Here is a 23,036-nt window from a genome sequence, read left to right as displayed (position 1 = left end):
CATTCGTTAGCCTCCTCATCGGGGGGTGGTAGACAGGCAACATGGGGTTACCGGGTGGGGCCGAAAGGACGAGGAACGTGACGCAGAGCAGAGGTGGATCGACGCTGCCGCGCTCGCGCAGCGCCGACACCCCGCTGCGCGGCGGACCTCGGCAGCGGCCCGCATACGGCAAACCTCCGGTGAACCGCTCCGGGCGTCTCATCGCCGCGATCGCCGCGGTCCTGGTTTTCATCCTCACCGGCTTCGGCTGGCACAGCATCGACGGGCTCATCTCCGGCATTCAGCGCATCGGCAATCTGGGCCTGGGCGGAGGTAGCGACGGCGCGACCGACATCCTCATGGTCGGCATCGACAGCCGCACCGACGCCCACGGCAATCCGCTGTCGAAGGCCGAGCGGGCCATGCTGCACGCCGGTGACGAGGTCGGCACCAATACCGACACCATCGTGCTGATGCGCGTACCCAACGACGGCCGCTCGGCCACGGCCATCTCGATCCCGCGCGACTCCTATGTCGACATCCCGGGAATGGGTAAGGGAAAGATCAATTCGGCCTACGGCGTGACCAAGGACAAGGAACGCCGGAAACTCGAGAATCAGGGCCTGTCCGAGGCCGAGCTGGAACGCCGCTCCACCCAGGCCGGTCGTCAGGCTCTGATCAAATCCGTCGGCAACCTCACCGGCATCACCGTCGACCATTACGCCGAGGTCAGCCTGCTGGGTTTCGTCCTGCTCACCGACGCTGTCGGCGGGGTGGACGTCTGCCTGAACAATCCGGTCAGCGAACCGCTCTCGGGTGCGGACTTCCCCGCCGGTGAACAGCGGCTCGCGGGTCCGCAGGCGTTAAGTTTCGTGCGCCAGCGCCACGATCTTCCGCGCGGCGATCTGGACCGGATCGTGCGCCAGCAGGTCTTCATGGCCTCCCTGGTGCACGAGGCGCTGAGCGCGAAAATCCTTGCCAATCCGGGCCGACTGAGTCAGCTCAGCGAGGCGGTCGGCCGCACGATCGTGCTCGACGACGACTGGGATGTGCTGAAATTCCTGCAGCAGCTACAGGATCTGACGGCCGGTGAGGTGAAGTTCGAGACGATTCCGGTCGCCGATATCAACGGCACCACCGCGGCGGGCGAATCGGTGGTCAAGGTCGATCCCCAGGCGGTGAAGTCCTATGTGGCCGCGATGGTCGACGAGAAGCCGTCGGATCCGGGGACGGTGGAGCCGTCGTCGGTGACGGTCGATGTCTACAACGCCAGCGGCACCTCGGGTCTGGCCGGGCAGGTGGCACAGGCGTTGGCGGGCAAGGGTTTCCGCACGGGAACCGTCGACAACTGGATCGGCGGCGCGGTCCCGGCAAGCCGGGTGATCGCGGGCAGCGCGTCGGATCCCAAGGCCGAGGCCGTCGCCAAGGCGCTCGGCGGACTGACCGTATCGGCCGAGTCGGGGCTGCCGCCGGGTGCGGTCCGAGTCGTGCTGGCGGGCGACTATTCTGGTCCGGGCTCGGCGGCGGGCAACCTGTTCGACCTGTCCGGGACCTCGGCGGCGAGTACGGCGACACCCGTGCCGCCCGCGCCACCCATCGACGCCGGCCGGAACGGACCCAAATGCGTGAACTGAACCAGACCGTCACCGCGGCGCTGCTCGACCCCATCCTGGCCCGCGATCCGGCCGGTCCGCGCATCACCTTCTACGACGATGCCACCGGCGCGCGCGTCGAACTGTCGGCGGTGACGCTGGCGAACTGGGCGGCCAAGACCGCCAATATGATTCGCGACGAATTCGGTCTCGCCCCGGGCGGCCGGGTGGCGGTGCTGCTGCCCGCGCACTGGCAGACCGCGGCGGTGCTGCTGGGATGCTGGTGGGCCGGAACCGAAGTGGTGCCGCGCCCCGACGACGAGGCCGAATTGGCGCTGGTGACCGCGGACCGTGTCGACGAGGTCGCCGATATCGCGGAGGTGGCCGCGCTGTCCCTGGATCCGATGGGCGCGCCCGTGCGCGATCTGCCGGTCGGCATCACCGATTACGCGACTTCGGTACGCGCACACGGGGATCAGTTCCGTCCCGACGGGGCCGGTGCGGCGCTGGACGGCCGATCGGTGGCCGAGGTACTCGACGCGGCGCGCGAATCCGCTGCACGCCAAGGCTTCACCGCCGAGGATCGGGTACTGTCGAGCGCGAAGTGGGATACCGCAACCGAACTCGTCGACGGCCTGCTGGCCGTGTACGCCGCGGGCGCCTCCCTGGTGCAGGTCGCCAATCCGGATCCCGCTCGGCGGGATCATCGAATCGAGACCGAGCGCGTGACCCGCGGGTAAGATCGGGATCGGAACGTTTCAGTTCATTGCACATTTCCGTACGGTGGGATCAGGACCGAACAACGAACGGGGTCGGCAATGACGCCACACTATTGGTTGCGCTGGTTGTCCGTACAGGGTGCGGCACGATACGCGATGAAACTGTTCGCCCGACGCGGAGATACGCTGGCGCGGTTGATGGTCGGGCCGGACGGCTACCACGATCCGTATCCCCTGATCGAAAAGCTGCGCGCACAGGGACGTTTGACGCCCTCACCCATCGGCTGGGCGTCGACCGACCATGAGGTGTGCCGAACCATCTTGCGCGACAACCGCTGGGGCGTCTACGCCGTCCAGGGCCTGAACTTCCCGCGTCCGCTGCGCCGGCTGGTCGACCGACATCCGGTGCCGCCCAACCCCGTCGAACCGCCCTCGATGCTGGTGATCAATCCGCCCGATCACACCCGCATGCGCCGCCCGGTGGCCTCGGCGTTCACCCCGCGCGCGATCGGCAGGTTGCGCGATCGCATCGAGACCGTCACCGACGAATTGATCAAGGCCCTGCCGTCGGGCGGTTCGGCGGATCTGGTGTCCACCTACGCCTCCCAGGTGCCGATCGCGATCATCTCCGAAATGCTCGGCTTCCCCGACCGCGACCGGCAGATGTTTCTGGACTGGGGCGACGCCGGCAGCCCGCTGCTGGATGTCGGACTGCCGTGGCGGCCCTATCGCGAGGCCATGCGGTCCATGGATTTCATGAACGGCTACCTCGACCAGCACATCGCGCGGCTGCGGCGGGAACCGGGCGAGGACATCCTGTCCAGCCTGGTGGTCGCGGGCGAACTCGACGACCGCGAGCTGAAGGCCTCGGCGAGCCTGCTCATGGGCGCGGGCTTCGAGACCACGGTGAACCTCATCGGCAACGGCGTGGTCCAGCTGCTGTCGCATCCCGAGCAACTCGCCCAGCTGCGCGAGGATCCAGACCTGTGGCCCAATGCGATCGAGGAGATCCTGCGCTTCGATCCGCCGGTGCACACCACCGCCCGCTATCCGATCGAGGAGGATATCGAGATCGCGGGCGTCACCGTGCGCAAGGGCAACTCCGTGGTGATCTCACTGGCCGGAACCAATCGCGATCCGAACGTCTTCGAGGATCCGAACCGGTTCGACATCACGCGCGAGAACGCCAAGGACCATCTGAGCTTCTCCTCGGGCATCCACATCTGCCTGGGCGCGAGCCTGGCCCGAATGGAGGGCAGCTACGCGCTGCGCATGCTGTTCGACCACTTCCCGGATCTGCAATTGGCCGCCCGGCCCGAGCGCCGCCGACTGCTCACCCTGCGCGGTTACAGCACCATTCCGGTGTTGCTCGGCCATCGCGCCGAGCAGACCACCGCGGTATGAGGGTCAGCTGAAGCCGACGACCCGATCGCCCCAGGCCGCGTGTAGGTCATGGTCCGGGTCGTCGAGTACGCGGTCGACCGCGTCGATGACCAGGGTGGTACGGGTCGATTCGCGGTAGGGCGGCCAGTGTTTCGAACCGTCCAGGGCCGCGGGCACGCCGTGTTCGGCGAAGGCCAGCCAGCGACGCATCATCCGGCCCGACACCTCCATCGCGGCCTTGCGACCACCGAGCCAGAAGGTCGGATCATGGTTGATGGTGCCGAAATTGCCGAAGACATACGGTAATTCGGTGGCGTGACCCGCGCCGACGCGGGCCGCCTTCAGCATCGGCGTGGCCTGGTCGAATCGGTACATCCAGGTGCGCGTATGCCGGGAGTGCGCGTCGGCCACCCAGTGCGCGGGCATCCGGAACGCGGCGTCGGTCGACATCGCCAGCGCGCCGCGCGCCTTGTCCAGATCGGGATAGGCCGAGGTGATCTCGGCGATGCGCTCGGGTGAGACATTCGGATGTTCGGCGGCGATCGCGCTGAGCATGGCGTTGACCGCGTCCGGGGTCACCGGCATGATCGGCGAGCGGAACAGCCGAAACAGCGACGCCTCGTCGCGATTGGTACCGATCAGCAGCGGCACTCGATGTGAGCGCCCCTGCTGGAATCGGTCGGCGGGATAGGTGGGCAGCAGATCGCCGTCGACCACCGGCGCGGCCGCCAGGCGGCCCGGCGACTGCAGCGGCACCTCGTCGAGCAGGATGCCCGCGGCGTCGACGATCCGTTCGATCGGACATTCCAGCAATTCCCGCACCCGCTCCGGCGGCAGATCCACCAGGTCCAGGAAGCGCCGCGCCACTCCGGCGGCCCGCTCGGGCCCGAAAACCGTTGTGGCGGGCGGGCTCTGGGCGATCGCACGATGGAACAGTCCGGCCGCGCGCGGCGAGGTCAGCAGTGCGGTCACACAGCCCGCGCCGGAGGATTCGCCGAAGACGGTGACATTGCCGGGATCACCGCCGAAGGCGGCGACATTGTCGCGCACCCATTCCAGGGCGGCGATCTGATCGTGCAGGCCGAGATTGGGCACGAAATCGGAGCCGAGCGAGGACAGATCGAGGAAGCCGAGCGCGCCCAGGCGATAGTTGACCCCGACCACCACCACATCGCCGGTTTCCACGAGTTTGCGGCCGTCGTAGATGCCCTGCGCGGCCGTACCGAGGCAGTACGCGCCACCATGCAGCCAGACCATGACCGGGCGGGGTTCGTCGGCGGTGCGGGCCGGGGCCCACACATTCACCCACAGGCAGTCCTCCCCCATCCGCAAACCGGAGTCCACGGGCACCATGGCCCCCATGGCCTGCGGTGCGATCTCCCCGAATTCGACGCAGTCCCGCGCGCCCGTCCAGGACGCCACGGGCTGCGGGGGCGAGAAGCGCCGCGGTCCGGCCGGTGCGGCGGCGTAGGGAATGCTGCGCCAGACATTGACCGTTCCCACGCGCAGCCCGCGCACATCACCGGCGGTGGTCCGCGCGACGGGGGCCGGCTCGGCCGTCTCCACGCCGGGGGCCGCCTCGTAGAACTGCGTGCTCATCTCGCACCTCCTCGTACTCCCTGTAACGAGAGTACGTCCGCGATCATGTCCGAAGGCTGCATCTGCGCCGCATCATCCGCGATCGATATGACCGAGGTCCCGGTCGGGATCGATGTGATCGCGCACCCGTTGCTTGAGTACCGCGATTTCGGGGAATCCGCCGTCGGCTTTGCGTTCCCAGATCTGATGGCCGTCAATCGTGACGCGGAATACTCCGCCGCTGCCCGGAACCAGCGCGACCTCCGTCAGATCGGTGGCGAAGGTACTCAGTAGCTCCTGGGCCATCCAACCCGCTCGCAGCAGCCAGCGGCATTGGGTGCAGTACTCGATTGCGACTCGTGGCATGGCGCGCAGACTACGTCGCCGCGTCGATACCATGCGCGAAAACTGTTTGCAGCAAATTCCTCGCATCCATCCGGCGTTACTTCTGTCTGGAACCGTAGAATCGTAAATTACCGCCCGCAAGCCTTGTGACCAGCCTCACCGTCGACGTCACGATTCGATATCGCCATCGATATACAACCACTGCCTGTCGATGCGCGTGAATCGACTGCGTTCGTGCAGCGTGCCCCGGCTTTTCGGGAGGCGGTAGTGCGCCCGGAACTCGACCTGCCCGACCTCGTCGAAGGGACCGCCGCGCTCGGTGTCCAGGATCTCCAGGAACATCCAGCGCTGCTGCAGGTCCAGCTCCAGTCGATGCGGTCGCGTCCGAGGATGCCAGGTTCGCAGCAAATATTCGGTATCGCCGACGGCGAAGGCGGTGAACCGCGACCGCATCAGGGTCTCGGCGGTCGGCGCGGGACTGCTGCCGTCCAGCCGGGGCGCACAGCACGCGCCGAACCGCTCGCCGCTGCGACACGGGCACGGATCGGTCTCCACAGGTTGGGCCATGAGTCGATTGTCCCGGCTTCGGGCGGCCCGGCGGACCGCCCGAGCTCCGGCTCACGAACCGAGCATCCGCATGAGCGTCAGCAGGTTGATCAGAGCGGAGGTCGTATTCGACAGCAGCGATGATCCGGAGTTGAGGCCGTCGAGCAATTCCATGATGCAGCTCCTTCAGCGAGACGGGTACGAGAGAGTGTTCGACCGCATACACGCCGCAAACCGCGCAGCAGCAGGCAGGCTACTGCCTGACGCCCGCGCAGTTCAGCGAATTCCCCTTCTCGATACCGGAATTCGACCGAGCCGACACGAAAAGCCGGACAACGGTGATTATTCCGACCGAGCGGTCTGCGTTATGGCCAATTCGTCGATCAGCCGGACGGTTTCGTCGTACCAGCCGCGCAACTCGATCAGCGCAGGCGGCAACTCGTAGTCGTGATGGTGCCCCGCCCGCGACAGCGTCGCCCACAGCGCCGCGATCCGCGCGGCCGTCGACGGGCCCGTATACGGTTCCAGCGCCAGCAGCTGCGCCCGCATACTGCAGCGGGCCAGCGGTGGGGCCACCTGCCACCACAGCTGATCGATGGCCTGCTCGATCGCGATGCGCAACAGCCACACCGTCGCCCGCGACCACAGTCCGCCCGCATCGGTGACCGTGCCGCGCAACAGCTCGTCGGCCGCGGCGAGCCGCTCGGCCACAGTCGGGGTCAGGGGTTCAGCCACTTGACCAGTTTTCTTGTCTCCGAAATCAATTGGCCGAGATCGCGATCGATGCGGATATGCGCGCCCGCGGCGGCGTCGCGCAATACCGCGCGCGCCCAGGGCGCCTCGCGATCCAGCAGCGCGTTCAGATCGTCGACCCGATCCGGTTCGCCGAGCACCGCCAGCGATACCTTCTCCCAGGTGGTTCGCGCGGCGTCGACGCGGCGCTGCACCTCCCGATGGTCCATACCGTCGGCGAGCAGGGCGCGCCGGGACTTGGCCAGCGCGGCCGCCTCGACCGCCGAGCGGCAGCAGGTGATGACCAGTTCGGCGGCGATGGGCCGGGGCAGTTGCCGAGTTCGCAAGAGTGCGTTGGCATCACTGAGATAGCGGCGCACCGGATCCTCGGCGACGCGGATCTCGACGGTGGACCGCTCACGCCGCTGCACGTCCAGCACGGTCGCGTCGAGGCGCAGTCGCCGCACGGCCTCGGCGAGCCGCTCGTCGTGGGTGAATACGACCACCTGCCGCCCGCTGCGCGCCGCGGCCGCCAGCACCCGGGCCAACCCGTCCACCTTGGCGGGATCCATGGCCTGCACCGGATCGTCGATCATGACGAAGCCGAACGGGCTGTCGGATACCGTCGCGCGCGGCAGGAACAGCGCCAGACCCAGCGCGTGCAGCTCGCCCTGGCTCATCACCCCCAGCGCGGTGCCGCCGGTGTCGTCGACGGTGACATCGAGCAGCACCTTGCGGCTGGCTCCGGCATTGCCCTGCAATCGAATCGCACCGAGATCGACATTGCTCTGCTGGCGCAGTCCGCGCCAGATCCGCCGGGCGTGATCGGCCAGCGGGGCCATTCGCTGTTCGCGCAGACCCGCCGCGGCGGATTTCAGCCAATCTTCGGCGCGGCGTACGGTGCGCAGCTCCGGTTCGGCGGCGGCCGCCGCGGTGGCGTCGCGCAACCAGGCGGCGATGCGCGGCACCAGCGGCGTCCATACCGCGTCCAGGCGATCCAATTCCTTACGCGCCGAACGGCGCAGCGTCTCCAGACCGCGTACCGCGTCGGCGTGCGCGGTGCGCAGATGAGTGGGCAGTTCGGGCTGATAGTCGGCTTCGGCCAGCGCCGACCACGCCGACCAGGTGCGCCGCGCCGGGCCGGTATCGACATTGGGCACCGGCGGGGCGGGTGGGTCCAATTCGGGCGGCAATGCCGCGACGAGCGAACGGGCGCGATCCACGGCCCGTTCCAGGGCGATTCGGGCGGCGGTGAGCGCGGCGGCGCGTTCGGTCAGGCGCACGATCTGAGCGTCGGTCTCGCGCCGCCACTGCGTGTCGAGGCCGCCGCGTCCGCATACCGGGCACGGACAGTTCCCGCTCGCGTCGACGTGATCGCGGGCACGGCTGAGCAGATCCAGTACGCGCAGTTCTGCTTCCATATCGCCGGTCGCATGCGCGGCCAACTCCGCCGCGCACCGGACGATCCGATCGGCCGCGGCGTCGACCTCGGCCGGTTCGGGCAGACGCAGCCGCAGGATCGCCTCGAGTGCCGCCGCACCGGTCGGATCGTGCCGGGCCCCGGCCAATTCGCGGCCGATCGCGGGCAGATCCGGTTCGGGGGCGCGCAGCAGTTCGGAGACACGCGCGGCGCGGTCGTCGGCGACGGTGGCCAGCGCGGTCAGCAGGGCATTGCGTTCGTCGCGGCACGCCTTGGCCGCGCGCTCCAATTCGAGTCGACGCGCGCGGGTGCGGTCCTGGGCGGCGGTGAGATCGTCGAGGCCGAGCAGTTGGTGCAGCGCGTCGAACAGATCGCTCGGCCGCCCGTCGACCAGCGCGCCGAGCTCGCTGTAGGACAGGAACGGGCGATACAGCTCCAGCTCGCGCGACCAGTCCTCCGCGCGGAATTCGGTGGGCCGCTGCCCCTTCCGGCACTGGGTCCAGCTGCCGCCGGACAGATCCGCCTGCTCCGGCCACTCGCGCGTGATGGTCAGCGGCGCATCGGATCCCGCGGTGGTCAGTTCCAGATCGATTCGGGAGACGCTGCCCTCGTGTAGATTTCGCCAACCCTCCCGCCATACCGAGGAGCGACCCTCCCAGCGACGGTTGACGCCGGTGAGCGTCAGCTCGGCGGCCTCGGCGAAACTGGATTTGCCGGAGCCGTTGCGGCCCACGACCAGGGTGAGCCCCGGGCCGGGATTCAATCGCAGGGTCGCCTGGGGACCGATGCCGCGGAAACCGCGAACCCGGATGGAACTGACGAAGATTCCGCTGTGGCCGGGGCCGGAGCGCAGGTCCGGATCGGCGCCGAGCGCCTCCAGGACGGTGTGGGCGACCTCGGGTGTGATCGACGGATCCGCGTCCAGCCGGCGGGATACCAGTTCGGCCAGGCGCGGTACGCCATCATCCGGCGCATCCCCCAACTGCCACCACTCCTCGCGTTCGATCACCTCACATCGAGTCGTCACCGCACTCGACGCCGTGCCGAACGCTACCGGATCTCGGCCGAATTCGCGCCTACGCCAGTGGTTCCGGACGAACCGGCCCGGGGCGGGACGTAATGGCCATCGTTACGGTTGATCCGCCCGATGTCCACCCCTCGGCCGTCCCGGCCCGGGCAGTTCCACGGTGTTCACCCATCGGGTGGCTCGGATCAACCGAACAGGTCAGGATGTCAGAGTTCGTTCTCGGAAGCAACAGTGCTCGAGAATTCAATTAGTTTCTCCCCCATGACAATTCGACTCGTTATCGGCCAGCGAACGCGTCGTCCGCCGAGGCCGATCGCATGGGGCCGACCTGCGGCGAGGAGACTTGTCGGTGCGATGCGGTAGAAATCCGGTCAACCGAGAGAGGGGGTCGCGTGACGATATCTCAGGTGGGGGCCGAATTCGGATCCTGGACCGCGGCGCGGATCACCGCGCTGGCGCCGGATGCGACGTCGCTGACGGCCGCGCGCAAACTGCGCGGCCGGTGGAGCGGCACGGGTCGGCACGCGGCCGCGCTGTGGGGGCTGTGCCGGGGCAGCGGAGCCGAGCCGTATCAGACCATCGTCGATCTGAGCGGGCCCGCGTACAAATGCACCTGCCCGAGCCGGAAGTTCCCCTGTAAACACGCCCTGGGCCTGCTGCTGGCCTGGTCGGAGGGCGAGATCCCCGAGGCGTCCGCGACCGCCGCCTTCGCCGCGGACTGGCTGGCCACCCGTGCGGCGCGAGCCGCGAAACCCGCTGCGGCGAGCCCGCGCACACCCAATGCGGCCACCGCCGAACAGCGCCGCACGCGGGTCAGCGCGGGCCTGGCCGATCTGGACATCTGGCTCGGTGATCAGGTGCGCACCGGCCTGGCCCAATCCGATCGCTCCTATCGCGCGCTGGAATCGGTCGCGGCCCGCATGGTCGACGCCCAGGCGCCCGGCGTGGCGAATGCGCTTCGGCAACTTGCCCGCAATGTCGTCATCCGCCCGGATTGGCCCGCCCTGCTGCTGCGCGAATACGCGCGCCTGCATCTGCTGGCGACGGCACACCGCCGCCTCGATGCCCTGCCCGCCGAACTCGCCGATCGCGTCCGCGCCCACATCGGCTACCCGACCACGGCCGAGACGGTTCGCACCGCCCAGCCCCCTATCCGCGACCACTGGATGGTTTTGGGCCGCCGCGTCTCCGAGGAGGAGCGCCTGCACACCCGTCGCACCTGGTTGCGCGGTCGCGGCACCGGTCGCTGGGCCCTGATTGTCGACCACAGCTTCGGCAGCCCCGACTTCCCCGCCGACGTCCCGGTCCCGGGCTGGCAACTCGACGCGGAACTGCACTATTACCCGGGTACCGCGCCCCTGCGCGCGCTGTGGGGCGAAAAGCACGGCGCGCCCGTTCCCTTCACGACCATTCCCGCGGCGGGCAGCATCGAGGCCGCGCTCACCGAGCATGCCGCGGCACTCGGGGCCGATCCCTGGCTGCGGTCGTGGCCGGTGCTGCTGAGCGAGGTGGCGCCGGTGGTGGTGGAGGATCGCTGGTTCGTGGCCGAGTCCGACGGCGCCGCATTGCCTTTGGCGCGGACGGCCGACGCGCCCTGGCGGCTGTGCGGACTGTCCGGCGGACATCCGCTCACGGTGATCGGGGAGTGGACCGTCGACGGTTTGGCGCCGGTGTCGGCCTTCGCCGCGGCCGAGATCATCGATATCGCGGCCGAGGCGATCGGCGGATCGACCGGTGAACCTGCGGCCGAACTGTTGTCGGTGGCTCTGCTCGGCACGGCGCGGCGAACCGTGGATCCGGAACAGCTGCCCGAACCGGTCGCGGCGGCCGTGGCCGCGGGTACCGGCGATTCGGCCGAGGCGCTGCTGGATACGACGATCGCCTACGACCTGTACCGTCGCGGCGGCGTATCACCCACGGCCGTCACACTTCCCGAGCCCGCGCCCGACGATCCGCGCCCGCGGCTGCCCGCGCGGGCGGCCGCCCGGCTGGCGCGAATGCTGGCGGAGGGTTCGCCGTTTCTGGCCGAATGGTTCGACATCGTCGCACCGCGCGAGGTCCGCGCGCCCGACGCCCTGTGCTCGCTCCTGCTGGATCAGGCGAAAACCCGTGCCACGCTGCGCGAACCGCTGCTGCGCCTGGCGGGCGCGCGCGGACGCTGGCTGGCCGGCCGTAATCCTCAGTGGCGCAATCTGGTTCGCGCCGAGGCCGACGACGCCTCGGCATGGTCGCACGGCCGCCCGATCGAGCGCCGCGCCTGGCTGACGGCGTTGCGCGAGCGCGATCCGAAGGCCGCCCGAGAAACGCTGTCCGGCAGCTGGCGGGCCGAACCCGGTTCGGCCCGGGCCGATCTACTGGCCGTCCTCGCCGACCGGCTCACCGGCGACGACGAACCGCTGCTCGAATCCGCTCTCGACGATCCGCGCGCCGATGTCCGCCGGGTGGCGGCGGATCTGCTCGCGCGACTGCCGGAATCGGCGCTCGCCGAGCGTATGCGGCAGCGGGCGGCGCGGTGGATCACCCTGCGGGATTACCGACTGGTGGTGGATCTGCCTGCCGCCCTGGACGATTCGGCCCGCCGCGACGGTCTGGCCGACCGCACCACCGATACTCCCTATCGCGCCGACGGCGTGCCGGATATCGCCGCGGAATGGTTACGACGCCTGGTCGCGGCCACACCCCTGCGCCATTGGGACGAGCTGTTCGCCGAGCCCGAGCGGGCCCTGACGGTGCCGATGGACGATCGGGTGCTCGGGCCGATGTTCGCGGGCTGGGCCGATGCCGCCCGCTCCCAGCGCGAACCTCGCTGGGCGGCCGTACTTTTCGAGGTGCTCACCACAACCCCGACGCTCGGGACCGATCTGGAGGTGCGGCGCGAACTGTTCGGCCTGCTCCCCCTCGACGAGCGCGTACGCCGCCTGCGCCAGCTCGATTCCAGCTGGCTCGCCGAGGCGGAACTGCTGATCGCGGCCGTGCCTCGGCCGTGGCCGATGCCCCTGGCCGAACATGTGACCCGGCTGCTGTTCGATCGCGCGCAGCTGGCCGCCGCCCGCCCCGGCGCGCCCGGCCTGTCCCCCGCGTCCTATCGAACCCTGTTCCATGTGGCGGCGCTGAACTTCCCGGTCGAGGCGGCCGCCGTCGTGACGCGCACGGCCCGGCGCTGTCCGGATCCGTACTGGCAGAACACCTTCGACCAACTCGCCAATGACCTGTCCGAACGGACCATGATGCTCGAGGAGCTGCAGTGACCACCTCCCAGGCACCGCGCGACGATCTGCTGCGCCCGCACGCCGAACAGTCCTTCGCCGACGAACTGACCGCACTCGCCGCGCTCGACGATCGTCCCCGCCCACCCTCGTGGCGACTCTCGCCCTGGGCGGTGGTGACCTATCTGCTCGGCGGCACCCTGTCCGACGGGACGGTCATCTCCCCCAAATACGTCGGCCCGCGCCGCCTGATGGAGGTGGCGGTCGCGACGTTGGCCACCGACCGCGCACTGCTGCTGCTCGGCGTGCCCGGCACCGCGAAAACCTGGGTGTCGGAACATCTTTCGGCCGCCGTCTGCGGCGCCTCGACGCTCCTGGTCCAGGGCACCTCCGGCACCGCCGAGGAGGCGATCCGCTACGGCTGGAACTACGCGCGCCTGCTCGCCGAGGGTCCGAGCGAGGGCGCGCTGGTGTCCTCACCGGTCATGACCGCCATGCGGGACGGATCCATCGCCCGCATCGAGGAACTCACCCGCATTCCCTCCGACGTCCAGGACGCGCTGATCACCATCCTGTCGGAGAAGACCCTCCCCATTCCCGAACTAGGCCGGGAAGTGCAGGCGGCCAAGGGTTTCAATGTGATCGCCACCGCCAACGATCGCGACCGCGGCGTCAACGAGCTCTCCTCGGCCCTGCGCCGCCGCTTCAATACGGTCGTCCTGCCGTTGCCCGCCGACGAGGACGAGGAGGTGGCGATCGTCATCCGCCGCGTCGAACAGCTCGGAGCCGCACTGGAACTGCCCGCGGTCCCCGCCGCGGCCGAGGAGGTCCGCCGCGTGGTCCGGGTATTCCGCGAACTCCGCTCCGGTATGACCGCCGACGGCCGCACCAAACTGAAATCCCCCACCGCGACCCTGTCCACCGCGGAGGCCATTTCAGTGATCACCAACGGCTTGGCGCTGTCCGCCCACTTCGGCGACGGCACCCTGCGCGCCCCCGACATCGCCGGAGCCGTCCTCGGCGCGGTGATCAAGGACCCGGTGGCCGACGCCGTCGTCTGGACCGAATACCTCGAAGCCATCGTTCGCGAACGCCCGGACTGGTCCGACTTCTACCGCGCCTGCCGTGAGGTCCAACCATGACCGCGCCGAACGCCGAACTCTCGGCTCGTGCCGCGCCGGACCCGACCGAGGCCGAGCCGGTGCGGACGCGGGTGTTCGGGATTCGCCATCACGGCCCCGGATCGGCGCGTTCGCTGCGGTTGGGGTTGGAGCGGTTTCGGCCGGATGTGATTCTGATCGAGGGTCCCGCCGACGCCGATCCGCTGGTCGGATATGCGGCCTCGGAAGATCTGTGTCCGCCCGTGGCGCTGCTGGCGTATGTGCCGGACGCGCCCTCGCGGGCGGCGTTCTGGCCGTTCGCCGTGTTCTCGCCCGAGTGGCAGGCGCTGCGCTACGCGGTGGAACACGCTGTGCCGGTTCGGTTCTGCGATCTTCCGGCCACCCATACCCTCGCCTTGGACGCCGAGCCCGGCGATCGCACCGATCCGCTGGCGGCCCTCGCCGATGCCGGGGGCTATGACGATCCGGAGCGCTGGTGGGACGCGGTCATCGAATCCTCGGCCGATGCCGATATCTTCGACGCGGTCACCGAGGCCATGGGCGTATTGCGCGAAACCGCTTCCTCCGCAGACGAATCCGAGTCCGATGCGCTGTTCTCCGAGACCGGTGGGATCGATGCGCATACGCTGCGGCGCGAGGCGTATATGCGGCAGGTGATGCGAAAGTCGTTGAAAGACGGGGCGACTCGGCTGGCCGTCGTATGCGGGGCGTGGCATGCCCCGGCCTTGGCGGGGAAGTTGGGGCCCGCGGCGGCCGATGCCCGGTTGCTCAAAGGGCTGCCGAAGGTGAAGATCACGTTGACGTGGGTGCCCTGGACGCATTCGCGACTGGCGGGCGGGTCCGGTTACGGCGCGGGGGTCACCTCACCGGGCTGGTATCACCATCTGTTCACCCGGACCGAGGAACCGATCGCGCGCTGGCTCACCATGGTCGCCGCGACCCTGCGGGCCCACGATCTGCCGGTCTCCAGTGCCCACATCATCGAAGCCGTCCGGCTCGCGGACACCCTCGCGGCCATGCGCGGGCGGCCGCTGCCGGGCCTGTCGGAGGTCACCGACGCCACCCGCGCGGTGCTGTGCGAGGGCGATGAGACGATGCTGCGGCTGATCACCGCCGAACTGGTCGTCGGCGAGGCGCTCGGCACGGTGCCCGATGACACCCCGACCGTTCCGCTCGACGCGGATCTGCGCGCCCACGCCCGCTCGCTGCGGCTCAAACAGCAGGCCCTGGCCCAGCAGCTCGATCTGGATCTGCGCAAGGACCGCGATGTGACCCGTTCCCATCTGCTGCATCGGCTGTCGCTGCTCGACATCCCTTGGGGCACAAGGACAACCGGGGAGGTGCGCAATACCGGAACGTTTCGCGAATCGTGGACGCTGCGCTGGGAACCCGAGCTGTCGATCGCCGTCGTCGAGGCCTCGCGCTGGGGTACCACGATCCGCACCGCCGCCGAGGCGAAGATCCTCGACACCGCCGCCACCGACACCACGATCGGCGCGCTGAGCGGTGCGCTGGAGGCGGCGCTGCTGGCCGATCTGCGCGCCGCAGTCGCCGGACTGGTGCGGCGGCTGGAAACCGTTGCCGCCCTGGATCACGACGTCACCCATCTGCTGGCCGCCCTGCCCGGACTGATCCGCACCCTGCGCTACGGCGATGTGCGCGGTACCGACCTCGGGGCGCTGGCACATGTCGCCGACGGTCTGCTGATCCGCATCTGCGCCGGATTACCCGGCGCGGTAACCGGTTTGGATGTCGACGCCGCCACGCAGCTGCGCGGCCAACTCGACGCCGCGCACCTGGCCGTCGCCACCCGCGACAACGCCTGGGCCACCGACACCTGGCTGAGCGCCCTGCGCACCCTGGCAGACCGCGACGACGTCCACGGCGCGCTGGTCGGCCGCGCGGTCCGCCTGCTGTGCGACGCGGGCCGCCTCGACGAGACCGAGGCGGCCCGCCGCCTGGCCGCCGCCCTGTCGGTGGGCCGCACTCCCGCCGAAAAGGCCGCTTGGATAGACGGTTTCATCGGCGGCCGCGGCCTGCTGCTGGTCCACGACCGAGAACTGCTCCGCCTCATCGACACCTGGCTCTGCGACCTCGACGAGGACCAGTTCGTCACCATCCTGCCCCTGCTCCGCCGAACCTTCGCGACCTTCGAATCCGGTGAACGCCAGTCGATCGCCCAATCCCTGCGCCACCGCCCCGCCGACTCCGACACCGCCGCGACCTTCGATCCCACCCGCGGCGTCGCGGCCATGGACGCATTGACCCGGATCCTGGCGGCGGCGCGATGAATAGCGAAAGCCATTGGCGCAAAACATATTTCGATCGAAGGAGGATCCGATGAGCGCACAGGCACGACGCTGGCGATTGGTGCTCGGCGCGCCCGCCGAGGGCGGGCTCGGCGGACTGTCCGGGATGGAGGACGTCGCCATGGATCGAGCATTGGCGGCGCTGTACAACGCCGACGAGCAGTCCTCGGGCGAGAAGCGGGCGGGTGGGCTCGGCGGGTCCGCGCCGAAGGTGGCGCGGTGGCTCGGCGATATTCGGACCTACTTTCCCTCGACGGTGGTCGAGGTCATGCAGCGCGATGCCGTCGAGCGACTGGATCTGACCGAACTGCTGCTGGAACCCGAACTGCTCGAGGCCGTCGAACCCGATGTGCATCTGGTCGGAACACTGCTGAGCCTGAACCGGGTGATGCCCGAAACCACCAGGGCCACCGCGCGATCCGTGGTCGAGAAGGTGGTGCGCGAGATCGAGCGCCGGATCGCGGCGCGCACGATCACCGCGGTGTCGGGGGCCCTCGATCGAGCCGCACGGGTGGCCCGACCGCGCCTGCGCGATATCGACTGGGATCGCACCATCCGCCGCAATCTCGCCCACTATCTCCCCGAGCACCGGACCGTGGTACCGCAGCGGCTGGTCGGCTACGGCCGCCGGGCCCAGGCCGTGCGCCGCGACGTGGTGCTGGCCATCGACCAGTCCGGTTCGATGGCCGCGAGCGTCGTCTACGCCGCGGTCTTCGGCGCGGTGCTGGCCTCCATGCGCGCCCTGAAGACGTCACTGGTCGTATTCGATACGGCCGTAGTGGATCTCACCGAGGATCTGTCGGATCCGGTCGACGTCCTGTTCGGCACCCAACTGGGCGGCGGCACCGATATCAACCGCGCCATCGCCTACTGCCAGCAGCTGATCACCCGTCCCGCCGATACGCTGTTCGTCCTGATATCCGACCTGTACGAGGGCGGCATCCGCGCCGAAATGCTGCGCCGTGTCGCCACGATGCGCGAGGCGGGAGTTCAGGTTCTGGTGCTGCTGGCCCTCTCCGACGACGGCGCGCCGTCCTACGACCACGACAATGCCGCGGCCCTGTCGGCCCTCGGCGTGCCCGCCTTCGCCTGCACCCCCGACCGCTTCCCCGAGCTGCTGGCCGTGGCCCTGGATCGCGGCGATATCCAAACCTGGGCCAATGCCGCGGCGAGTCGTCCCTAACTGCCGAACAATTGGGCCAACCCAACCAGGCTGGTGGCGATGTTCAGCAATAGGCTCAGGGCCTGCAGAATCTCCATGTCCTCACCCTTTCGACCGCATTCGAACGAACCGGGCATACGCGAGAGCAGCCTGGATCGTAACTCGCGCGGGCGCGAACATCAGAGATCTGCGATGGCCGCCAAGGGTGGCGTGCGCGCCGCGCGGACGGCGGGCCACAGGGCCGCCAGGACGCCGACCACGCCGGAGCCGATGAGCATCAGCGCGATCTGCGACCACGGGACAGCGATCTGTTCGATACCCAGATCGCGCAGCGTGCGCAGGAATCCGACGCCCAGACCGAGCCCGAGCACCACGCCGACCACCGCCCCGAAGACCGCGATCAGCAGCGACTCCAGATAGATCGAGCGGCGAACCTGCGGACGCTGCATGCCGACGGCCCGCAGCATGCCGATCTCGCGCCGCCGTTCCACCACCGACAGCGCGAGCGTATTGACGATGCCCAGGATCGCGATCACCACCGCCAGGGCGAGCAGTCCGTACAGGATGGCCAGCATGGTGTTGATCTGCTGGCCCTGGGTTCCCTTGAACTGCTCGTGATCCTGCACCTGCACGATCGCGAATTGATCGGTCGCCTTCTCCAGATCGGTGCGCAGGGTGGACAGGTTCGTCCCCGGCTTCGCGGTCACCAGCACCAGGAAGTCGTTGCGGAACGACACCGGCGTCACCTGGTCGTAGACCGCACCGGGCACGACGATCTTGCCCAGCAACTGCGTGTCCTTGTAGATCCCGGAAACGGTCAGCGGAATCTTCTTGTTGTCCATACTGGTCAGCTCGACGCGCTGGCCCAGATGCCAGTTCCGATCGGTGGCCTCGGTCTGCGAGACCAGCAGGTCGCTGTCGCCGAGCGTGCGCGAACCCTCGCGCAGTTCGTAATTCAGCACCGCCTCCACCGGCCCGTCGGGCGAGGTGGCCACCAGGGCGTCGGCGCCCACCTTCAGATTGGTACCGCGGATGGCGACCACATCGCCCACGCCCGGCACGGATTTCACCGCATCCCCAGCGGCCATCGGCAGGCCGACGAAACTGCCCGGCGGACCGGCCAGGATGTAGTCGGCCTTCACACCCTTGTCCACCAGATCGCCGATACTGGCCTTGGCCGAGGCGCCCAGCATGCCGATCGCCGAGACCAGCATCAGCCCCAGCGTCAGCGCGAAAGCCGTTGCGGCCGTACGGCGCGGATTGCGCGCGGCATTGTTGCGCGCCATGCGTCCGATCGGCCCGAGGGCGGCGACCGCGATGCCGAGCGTGCCGACCACCGGCCGCGACAGCCACGGCGAGGCCAGCAGCACCGCCAGAATCAGTGCGGCCGCGCCGATTCCGACCGTCCGCGCGGCATCGCCGCCGGTGGACTGCGCACCCAGCACCGCGAGCACGACACCCGCGACCGCGAGCACCGCGCCGATGATCGTGCGCACCCGCAGCGATTCACCGATCGAGGCGAACTCCTCGCGCATCGCCTCCACCGGTGGGATGCGGGCCGCGCGGCGCGCGGGCGCGTAGGCGCTGAGCAATGTCACCAGCAGACCCATGCCCAGGGCCACCAGCACCGTACGCGGCCGCACCGACATGGCCCCGGTCGGCAGTCCGAGGTCGAAGGCGTTGAGCAGCCCCGACAGACTGAACGCCAGAGCCACGCCCGCCGCCAGACCGATGGCGCTGCCGAGCAATCCGATGACCGCGGCCTCCGCGACCACCGACAGACCCACCTGCCGCCGACTCGCGCCGACCGCCCGCAGCAGCGCCAGCTCCCGCAGCCGCTGGGCCACGATCATCGAGAAGGTGTTGTAGATGATGAACGTGCCGACCAGCAGCGCGATCGCGCCGAAGGCGAACAGGAAGTAGTTCACGAATTTCAGGGCATTGCCCACCTGCGATTTCAGGTCTTCGCGCACCTGCGCGCCGTCCTGCACCTTGAAATCGGGCAGATCCTTGGCGATCCGGTCGCGCAGCACGTCCACCCCGACGCCCGGGGCGGCCGCGACGTCGACGTAGGCGACATGATGCCCGTCGGTGAACAGGTCGCGGGCCTGCTGATCACCGAACAGCACGCCGACGAAACCCCCGGTGTCGGAAGGGACCTCGTAGATGCCGCTGATGGTGACGTCATAGGTGCTGCGCGAGGGGATCAGCACCTTGACCCTGTCGCCGACCTTCAGCCCGGCACGCTCGGCGCCGCCGACATTGATGGCGACGTCACCGGATTTCGCGGGCGCGACGCCGCTGACGATCTTCTGCGGTTCGGCGATGGCCCGATCGGGCGGGATATAGGACTGGCCCCAGCTCGGCGCGCCGCCGGTTTGAACGGCATGCCCGTCCTTGATCAACACCAGCGGCCCGTTCACGCTCGGCGCGACGGCCCGCACGCCCTCGATGCCCGACACCTTGTCGACCGCGGCGATCGGAACGCCCAGCGACTGCCGCTCTTTCGGACTCACCCGCACGTCGACGTTCTTGGCCTGCTGGGCGAAGATGCCGTCGAAGGTGCTCTGCAGCGTATCGGTGAAGACGAAAGAGCCCGCGATGAAGGCGGTTCCGAGGATTACCGACAGCAGCGTCAGCGCCAAGCGCACCTTGTGCGCGGCGAGATTGCGCAAGGCCACCTTGCGCATCGGGCCGGCCGACATCAGAGATTCTCCAGCGACTTCATCCGATCCAGTACGGAATCGGCCGTGGGATCGCGCATTTCGTCCACGATGCGCCCGTCGGCCAGGAAGATCACGCGGTCGGCGTAGGAGGCGGCATGCGGTTCGTGAGTGACGATGACCACGGTCTGGCCGAATTCGTCCACGGCCGCGCGCAGGATCGACAGCACCTCGCCCGAGGAGCGCGAATCCAGATTGCCGGTCGGTTCGTCGCCGAAGATGATGTCGGGTTTACCGGCCAGCGCCCGGGCGCACGCGACGCGCTGCTGCTGACCGCCGGACAACTCGCTGGGCCGGTGGCCGAGCCGATCACCGAGGCCGAGCCGCTTGATGACGGTGTCGAGCCAGTCCTGATCGGGTTTACAGCCCGCGATATCCAGCGGCAGTGTGATGTTCTCCAGCGCGGTGAGCGTCGGCACCAGATTGAACGCCTGGAAGACGAAGCCGATCCGATCCCGCCGCAGCTGGGTCATCTGCTTGTCCGACAGCCGCGTGAGATCGGTGTCGCCGATGTGCACGGTGCCGGAGGTGGCGGCGTCCAGTCCCGCGAGGCAGTGCATGAGTGTGGACTTGCCGGATCCGGACGGTCCCATGATCGCGGTGAACTCGCCCTGGGCGAACTCCGTTGACACCCCGTCCAGCGCGCGGACCTGGGTATCGCCCGAGCCGTACAGTTTGGCCAGGTCGGTGGCGCGGGCCGCGACCGCGGCCGCCGTGGATGCGGTGGGTTCGGTGCCTAGGGCATCGGCAGTCATGCACACCAGTCTTCCGGGACCCGTTCCGTTGCGCCATCGGGAATTTCCCCGAGTGCCCAGGGAGGAAGTCCGATTACCGAATCCGCCTATCCTCATAACCATGGTGTTGCTCGTCGTGGGCCTGCTGACCGCTGTCGTAGCGGTCGTGCTGGTCCGCCGGGGCGTGCTGCACCGGTACGCCGCTTGCGCGTTGATCGCGGCGACCACACTGCTCGCGGTCGTCGTCGAATTGACCGCGGCCGTGATATCCGGCGACGGTACGACCCGGCTCGATACGACCACGACGAACTGGGTCGTCACGCATCGTCAGGGCTGGTTGAATCCCCTCGCCATGGCGATCAGCGATCTGGGTTCGACGGCGACGATGACCGCGGTGACCGTGGTCTGCTGTGCCCTGTACGCGTGGCAGCGCCGCTGGTCGCCAATGCTGTTCGTCGGGATCACCGCCGCGGGCGCGGGGCTGCTGGTGTCGGTGGTCAAGCGCACTGTCGGGCGGGAGCGGCCACCGATCGACGATCGCCTGGTGATCGTGGCCCATCAGTCCTTCCCGTCCGGGCACACGCTGGGCTCGACGGCGGTGGTGGGCGCGCTGACCACCCTGGCGGTGCTGTCGCTGGGCCGCCGGGCGAGCCGGATCGCGGTGACCGCCGCGGCGGCGATATTCGTTGCCGCCGTGGGCCTGTCGCGGGTGTACCTCGGCGTGCACTGGCTCACCGATGTGCTCGCGGGCTGGTCACTCGGCCTGGTCTGGCTGATCCTGGGCGTCAGCGCCTATCTCGCGCTGCTGCGGCCGCCGGTAGCCTCGCCCGGCCGCCATTCCACGACCTGGCCCTAGGATCCGGCCAGCGCGCCGATGACGGCCAGGACGACCAGAACCAGCACCACCGAACCCACGATGATCGCGATGACCAGGCCCGCATTGGATTTGCGCGGCGGCGGCACGGGCTGAGGGTAACCGTAACCGCCCTGCTGCTGCGGATAATTCGGCGCGGAACGATAGACCGGCTGCGGCGGCGGGGTGGCCGAGCGCACGGCCGCCGAATTCGGATAGGGCGCGGGCCCGACCGTCGGGTTCGACGGGCCGGTGCCCATGCGGTTCCCGCCCCACTGCGGTTGCCCGGCAGCCTGGCCCGGACCCCACGGCATCGCCGCGTTCCCGGACGTGCCCTGCGCGGGCATTCCCGGCCCGGCGTTCAGCCCGGGTCCCGCCGCGCTCATTCCCTGCGCCGCATTCATTCCCTGCGCCGCGCTCATTCCCTGCCCGGCGTGCATCCCTTGCCCGGCACCCATCCCCGGTCCGGCACCCATCCCCGGCCCCGCCGAGGTCGGCCGGGACCCGGTTGTCGGCATCGGCGGATTGGTGAACTGGCGCGGCGACACCGGCATCGCCGGTGCGCTGGGCGCGGCGAAGGCGCGCCGGGCCGCGGCCGCGAAATCGGCGCAGGTGTCGAAGCGATCGTCGGCCCGCTTGGACATCGCCTTGCTCAGCACGCTGTCCAGCACCGGGGGCAGGCCGGGCCGCACACTGCTCAACAGCGGCGGCTGGCCCTGCAGATGGCCGCGGATGACGGCCGCGGGATTGGGCGCGGGGAACGGCCCACTGCCGGTGAACAGCCAGAACAGGCTGCACGCCAAGGAATACTGATCCGACCGCCCGTCGAGCTGGGCGCCGGTGAGCTGTTCGGGCGAGGCATAGGCCAGCGTCGCGGTGAACGTACCGGTCTGGGTGAGGTGGCCGCCGTCGTCACGCAGCCGGGCAATGCCGAAGTCGGTCAGGTACACCCGCTCGCCGCGCCCGCCGGTCGAACGCGCCAGCAGCATATTGCCGGGCTTCACATCGCGATGCAGCACACCGTTGCGATGGGCGTAGTCCAGCGCCTCGGCCACCTCGGCGATGATCTGCACGCCCCGCTCCGGCGGCAGCGTCTTCGGATCCACGCTGGCCGCGTCGATACCGTCGACGAACTGCATGGAGATATACAGCTGCCCGTCCTCGAGCCCGCGGTCGTAGACGGTGACGATATTCGGATGGTCCAGCTGGGCGACCAGATCGGCCTCGCGCTCGAACCGGGCGCGAATCTCGGTGTCGGCGACCATCTCCCGATTGAGCAGCTTCAACGCCGTCATCCGGGGTAAGCGCGGATGTTTCGCGAGGTACACCGATCCCATGCCACCGCGGCCTAGCAACCGCTCGATGACATAGCCAGCGAAGACGTCACCGTTGGCCAGCATGCAAGCTCCCACTTTCCGAACCGCGCGCCGGGACCCGCCTACGCACGGCAGTACCGCATGAAATGCCCGTCGCCGCCCTCGGCCGACCACGGAAAACACCGAAACCATAGCAGTCCCAGCCGACCGCCACGCCCACGGAGATTGATACGGCGCACCCCCGCCACCCGGTTCGAAGCGTATCTGTCGGTGGCTGGCGATACTCTCTGT

At 69.0% G+C, this 23,036-nt stretch carries 16 protein-coding genes; 8 read left to right on the top strand and 8 right to left on the bottom strand.

Annotated features, from left to right (window positions below):
- The first annotated feature begins 77 nt into the window (after nt 1-77).
- The 3 genes from NP4_RS00350 (at nt 78) to NP4_RS00340 (ending at nt 3,694) form a co-directional block, all read left to right on the top strand.
- Nucleotides 78-1,613 (top strand): LCP family protein, encoded by a 1,536-nt coding sequence (locus NP4_RS00350; protein WP_373863796.1) that lies wholly within the window; start codon nt 78-80, stop codon nt 1,611-1,613.
- The gene (locus NP4_RS00345) at nt 1,601-2,311 is read left to right on the top strand and encodes a TIGR03089 family protein (RefSeq protein ID WP_067990080.1); all 711 of its coding nucleotides are present in this window, start codon (nt 1,601-1,603) and stop codon (nt 2,309-2,311) included. The genes NP4_RS00350 and NP4_RS00345 overlap by 13 nt, the downstream gene beginning before the upstream one ends.
- A gap of 135 nt (nt 2,312-2,446) precedes the next feature.
- On the top strand, nt 2,447-3,694 hold the full coding sequence (locus tag NP4_RS00340) for a cytochrome P450 (RefSeq protein ID WP_425464069.1): 1,248 nt from the start codon (nt 2,447-2,449) through the stop codon (nt 3,692-3,694).
- Between the two features lie 3 nt (nt 3,695-3,697).
- Here NP4_RS00340 and NP4_RS00335 read toward each other — a convergent pair whose 3' ends face one another.
- The 5 genes from NP4_RS00335 to NP4_RS00315 form a co-directional block, all read right to left on the bottom strand.
- A complete protein-coding gene (locus NP4_RS00335) occupies nt 3,698-5,272 on the bottom strand; it encodes a carboxylesterase/lipase family protein (protein ID WP_082875389.1) in 1,575 nt (524 codons plus the stop codon).
- Nucleotides 5,273-5,344: 72 nt separating this feature from the next.
- Nucleotides 5,345-5,617 (bottom strand): Rdx family protein, encoded by a 273-nt coding sequence (locus tag NP4_RS00330; protein WP_082875388.1) that lies wholly within the window; start codon nt 5,615-5,617, stop codon nt 5,345-5,347.
- A 147-nt stretch (nt 5,618-5,764) separates the two neighbouring features.
- The gene (locus NP4_RS00325) at nt 5,765-6,163 is read right to left on the bottom strand and encodes a YchJ family protein (RefSeq protein ID WP_067990071.1); all 399 of its coding nucleotides are present in this window, start codon (nt 6,161-6,163) and stop codon (nt 5,765-5,767) included.
- A 321-nt stretch (nt 6,164-6,484) separates the two neighbouring features.
- Nucleotides 6,485-6,877: a hypothetical protein gene (locus NP4_RS00320; RefSeq protein ID WP_067990068.1), complete on the bottom strand. Its 393-nt coding sequence runs from the start codon at nt 6,875-6,877 to the stop codon at nt 6,485-6,487.
- Nucleotides 6,862-9,321 carry an AAA family ATPase gene (locus NP4_RS00315; RefSeq protein ID WP_245996867.1) on the bottom strand — a complete coding sequence of 820 codons (2,460 nt, stop codon included), beginning with the start codon at nt 9,319-9,321 and terminating at the stop codon, nt 6,862-6,864. Before NP4_RS00315 ends, NP4_RS00320 begins: the two co-directional genes overlap by 16 nt.
- Nucleotides 9,322-9,713: 392 nt before the next feature.
- Between NP4_RS00315 and NP4_RS00310 the strand changes: the two genes are divergently transcribed.
- Genes NP4_RS00310 through NP4_RS00295 form a run of 4 tightly spaced genes read left to right on the top strand, consistent with a single transcriptional unit; the run spans nt 9,714 to nt 17,140 of the window.
- Nucleotides 9,714-12,569, top strand: coding sequence for an SWIM zinc finger family protein (locus NP4_RS00310; RefSeq protein ID WP_245996866.1), 2,856 nt, complete (start codon nt 9,714-9,716; stop codon nt 12,567-12,569).
- Nucleotides 12,566-13,669, top strand: a complete 1,104-nt coding sequence (locus NP4_RS00305; RefSeq protein WP_067990062.1) for an ATP-binding protein — start codon at nt 12,566-12,568, stop codon at nt 13,667-13,669. Before NP4_RS00310 ends, NP4_RS00305 begins: the two co-directional genes overlap by 4 nt.
- Nucleotides 13,666-15,939: a DUF5682 family protein gene (locus NP4_RS00300; RefSeq protein ID WP_067990057.1), complete on the top strand. Its 2,274-nt coding sequence runs from the start codon at nt 13,666-13,668 to the stop codon at nt 15,937-15,939. Before NP4_RS00305 ends, NP4_RS00300 begins: the two co-directional genes overlap by 4 nt.
- A 49-nt stretch (nt 15,940-15,988) precedes the next feature.
- Nucleotides 15,989-17,140 (top strand): VWA domain-containing protein, encoded by a 1,152-nt coding sequence (locus NP4_RS00295; protein ID WP_067990054.1) that lies wholly within the window; start codon nt 15,989-15,991, stop codon nt 17,138-17,140.
- Nucleotides 17,141-17,298: 158 nt separating this feature from the next.
- Here NP4_RS00295 and NP4_RS00290 read toward each other — a convergent pair whose 3' ends face one another.
- Nucleotides 17,299-19,824 (bottom strand): ABC transporter permease, encoded by a 2,526-nt coding sequence (locus tag NP4_RS00290; protein ID WP_245996864.1) that lies wholly within the window; start codon nt 19,822-19,824, stop codon nt 17,299-17,301.
- Entirely contained in the window at nt 19,824-20,597 is a 774-nt protein-coding gene (locus tag NP4_RS00285) for an ABC transporter ATP-binding protein (RefSeq protein WP_067990052.1), read from the bottom strand. Before NP4_RS00285 ends, NP4_RS00290 begins: the two co-directional genes overlap by 1 nt.
- Nucleotides 20,598-20,697: 100 nt before the next feature.
- Here NP4_RS00285 and NP4_RS00280 point away from each other — a divergent pair, with 100 nt between their 5' ends.
- Nucleotides 20,698-21,432 carry a phosphatase PAP2 family protein gene (locus NP4_RS00280; RefSeq protein WP_067990048.1) on the top strand — a complete coding sequence of 245 codons (735 nt, stop codon included), beginning with the start codon at nt 20,698-20,700 and terminating at the stop codon, nt 21,430-21,432.
- Here NP4_RS00280 and NP4_RS00275 read toward each other — a convergent pair.
- Nucleotides 21,429-22,829, bottom strand: a complete 1,401-nt coding sequence (locus NP4_RS00275) for a serine/threonine-protein kinase (protein WP_082875385.1) — start codon at nt 22,827-22,829, stop codon at nt 21,429-21,431. The two genes, NP4_RS00280 and NP4_RS00275, sit on opposite strands and share 4 nt — an antisense overlap.
- Nucleotides 22,830-23,036: the final 207 nt, after the last annotated feature.

This window comes from Nocardia pseudobrasiliensis NBRC 108224 (genome assembly GCF_001613105.1).
GTDB lineage: Bacteria > Actinomycetota > Actinomycetes > Mycobacteriales > Mycobacteriaceae > Nocardia > Nocardia pseudobrasiliensis.
The sequence above is the reverse complement of the archived record's forward strand: the minus strand, read 5'-3'. Positions and strand labels throughout refer to the sequence as shown.

Bases quoted from the DNA above. Each gene is read 5' to 3' on its own strand.
- NP4_RS00275 (WP_082875385.1), bottom strand. From the start codon at position 22,829: ATGCTGGCCAACGGTGACGTCTTCGCTGGCTATGTCATCGAGCGGTTG.
- NP4_RS00340 (WP_425464069.1), top strand. From the start codon at position 2,447: ATGAAACTGTTCGCCCGACGCGGAGATACGCTGGCGCGGTTGATGGTC.
- NP4_RS00300 (WP_067990057.1), top strand. From the start codon at position 13,666: ATGACCGCGCCGAACGCCGAACTCTCGGCTCGTGCCGCGCCGGACCCG.
- NP4_RS00280 (WP_067990048.1), top strand. From the start codon at position 20,698: ATGGTGTTGCTCGTCGTGGGCCTGCTGACCGCTGTCGTAGCGGTCGTG.
- NP4_RS00345 (WP_067990080.1), top strand. From the start codon at position 1,601: ATGCGTGAACTGAACCAGACCGTCACCGCGGCGCTGCTCGACCCCATC.
- NP4_RS00335 (WP_082875389.1), bottom strand. From the start codon at position 5,272: ATGAGCACGCAGTTCTACGAGGCGGCCCCCGGCGTGGAGACGGCCGAG.
- NP4_RS00290 (WP_245996864.1), bottom strand. From the start codon at position 19,824: ATGTCGGCCGGCCCGATGCGCAAGGTGGCCTTGCGCAATCTCGCCGCG.
- NP4_RS00285 (WP_067990052.1), bottom strand. From the start codon at position 20,597: ATGACTGCCGATGCCCTAGGCACCGAACCCACCGCATCCACGGCGGCC.
- NP4_RS00330 (WP_082875388.1), bottom strand. From the start codon at position 5,617: ATGCCACGAGTCGCAATCGAGTACTGCACCCAATGCCGCTGGCTGCTG.
- NP4_RS00325 (WP_067990071.1), bottom strand. From the start codon at position 6,163: ATGGCCCAACCTGTGGAGACCGATCCGTGCCCGTGTCGCAGCGGCGAG.
- NP4_RS00295 (WP_067990054.1), top strand. From the start codon at position 15,989: ATGAGCGCACAGGCACGACGCTGGCGATTGGTGCTCGGCGCGCCCGCC.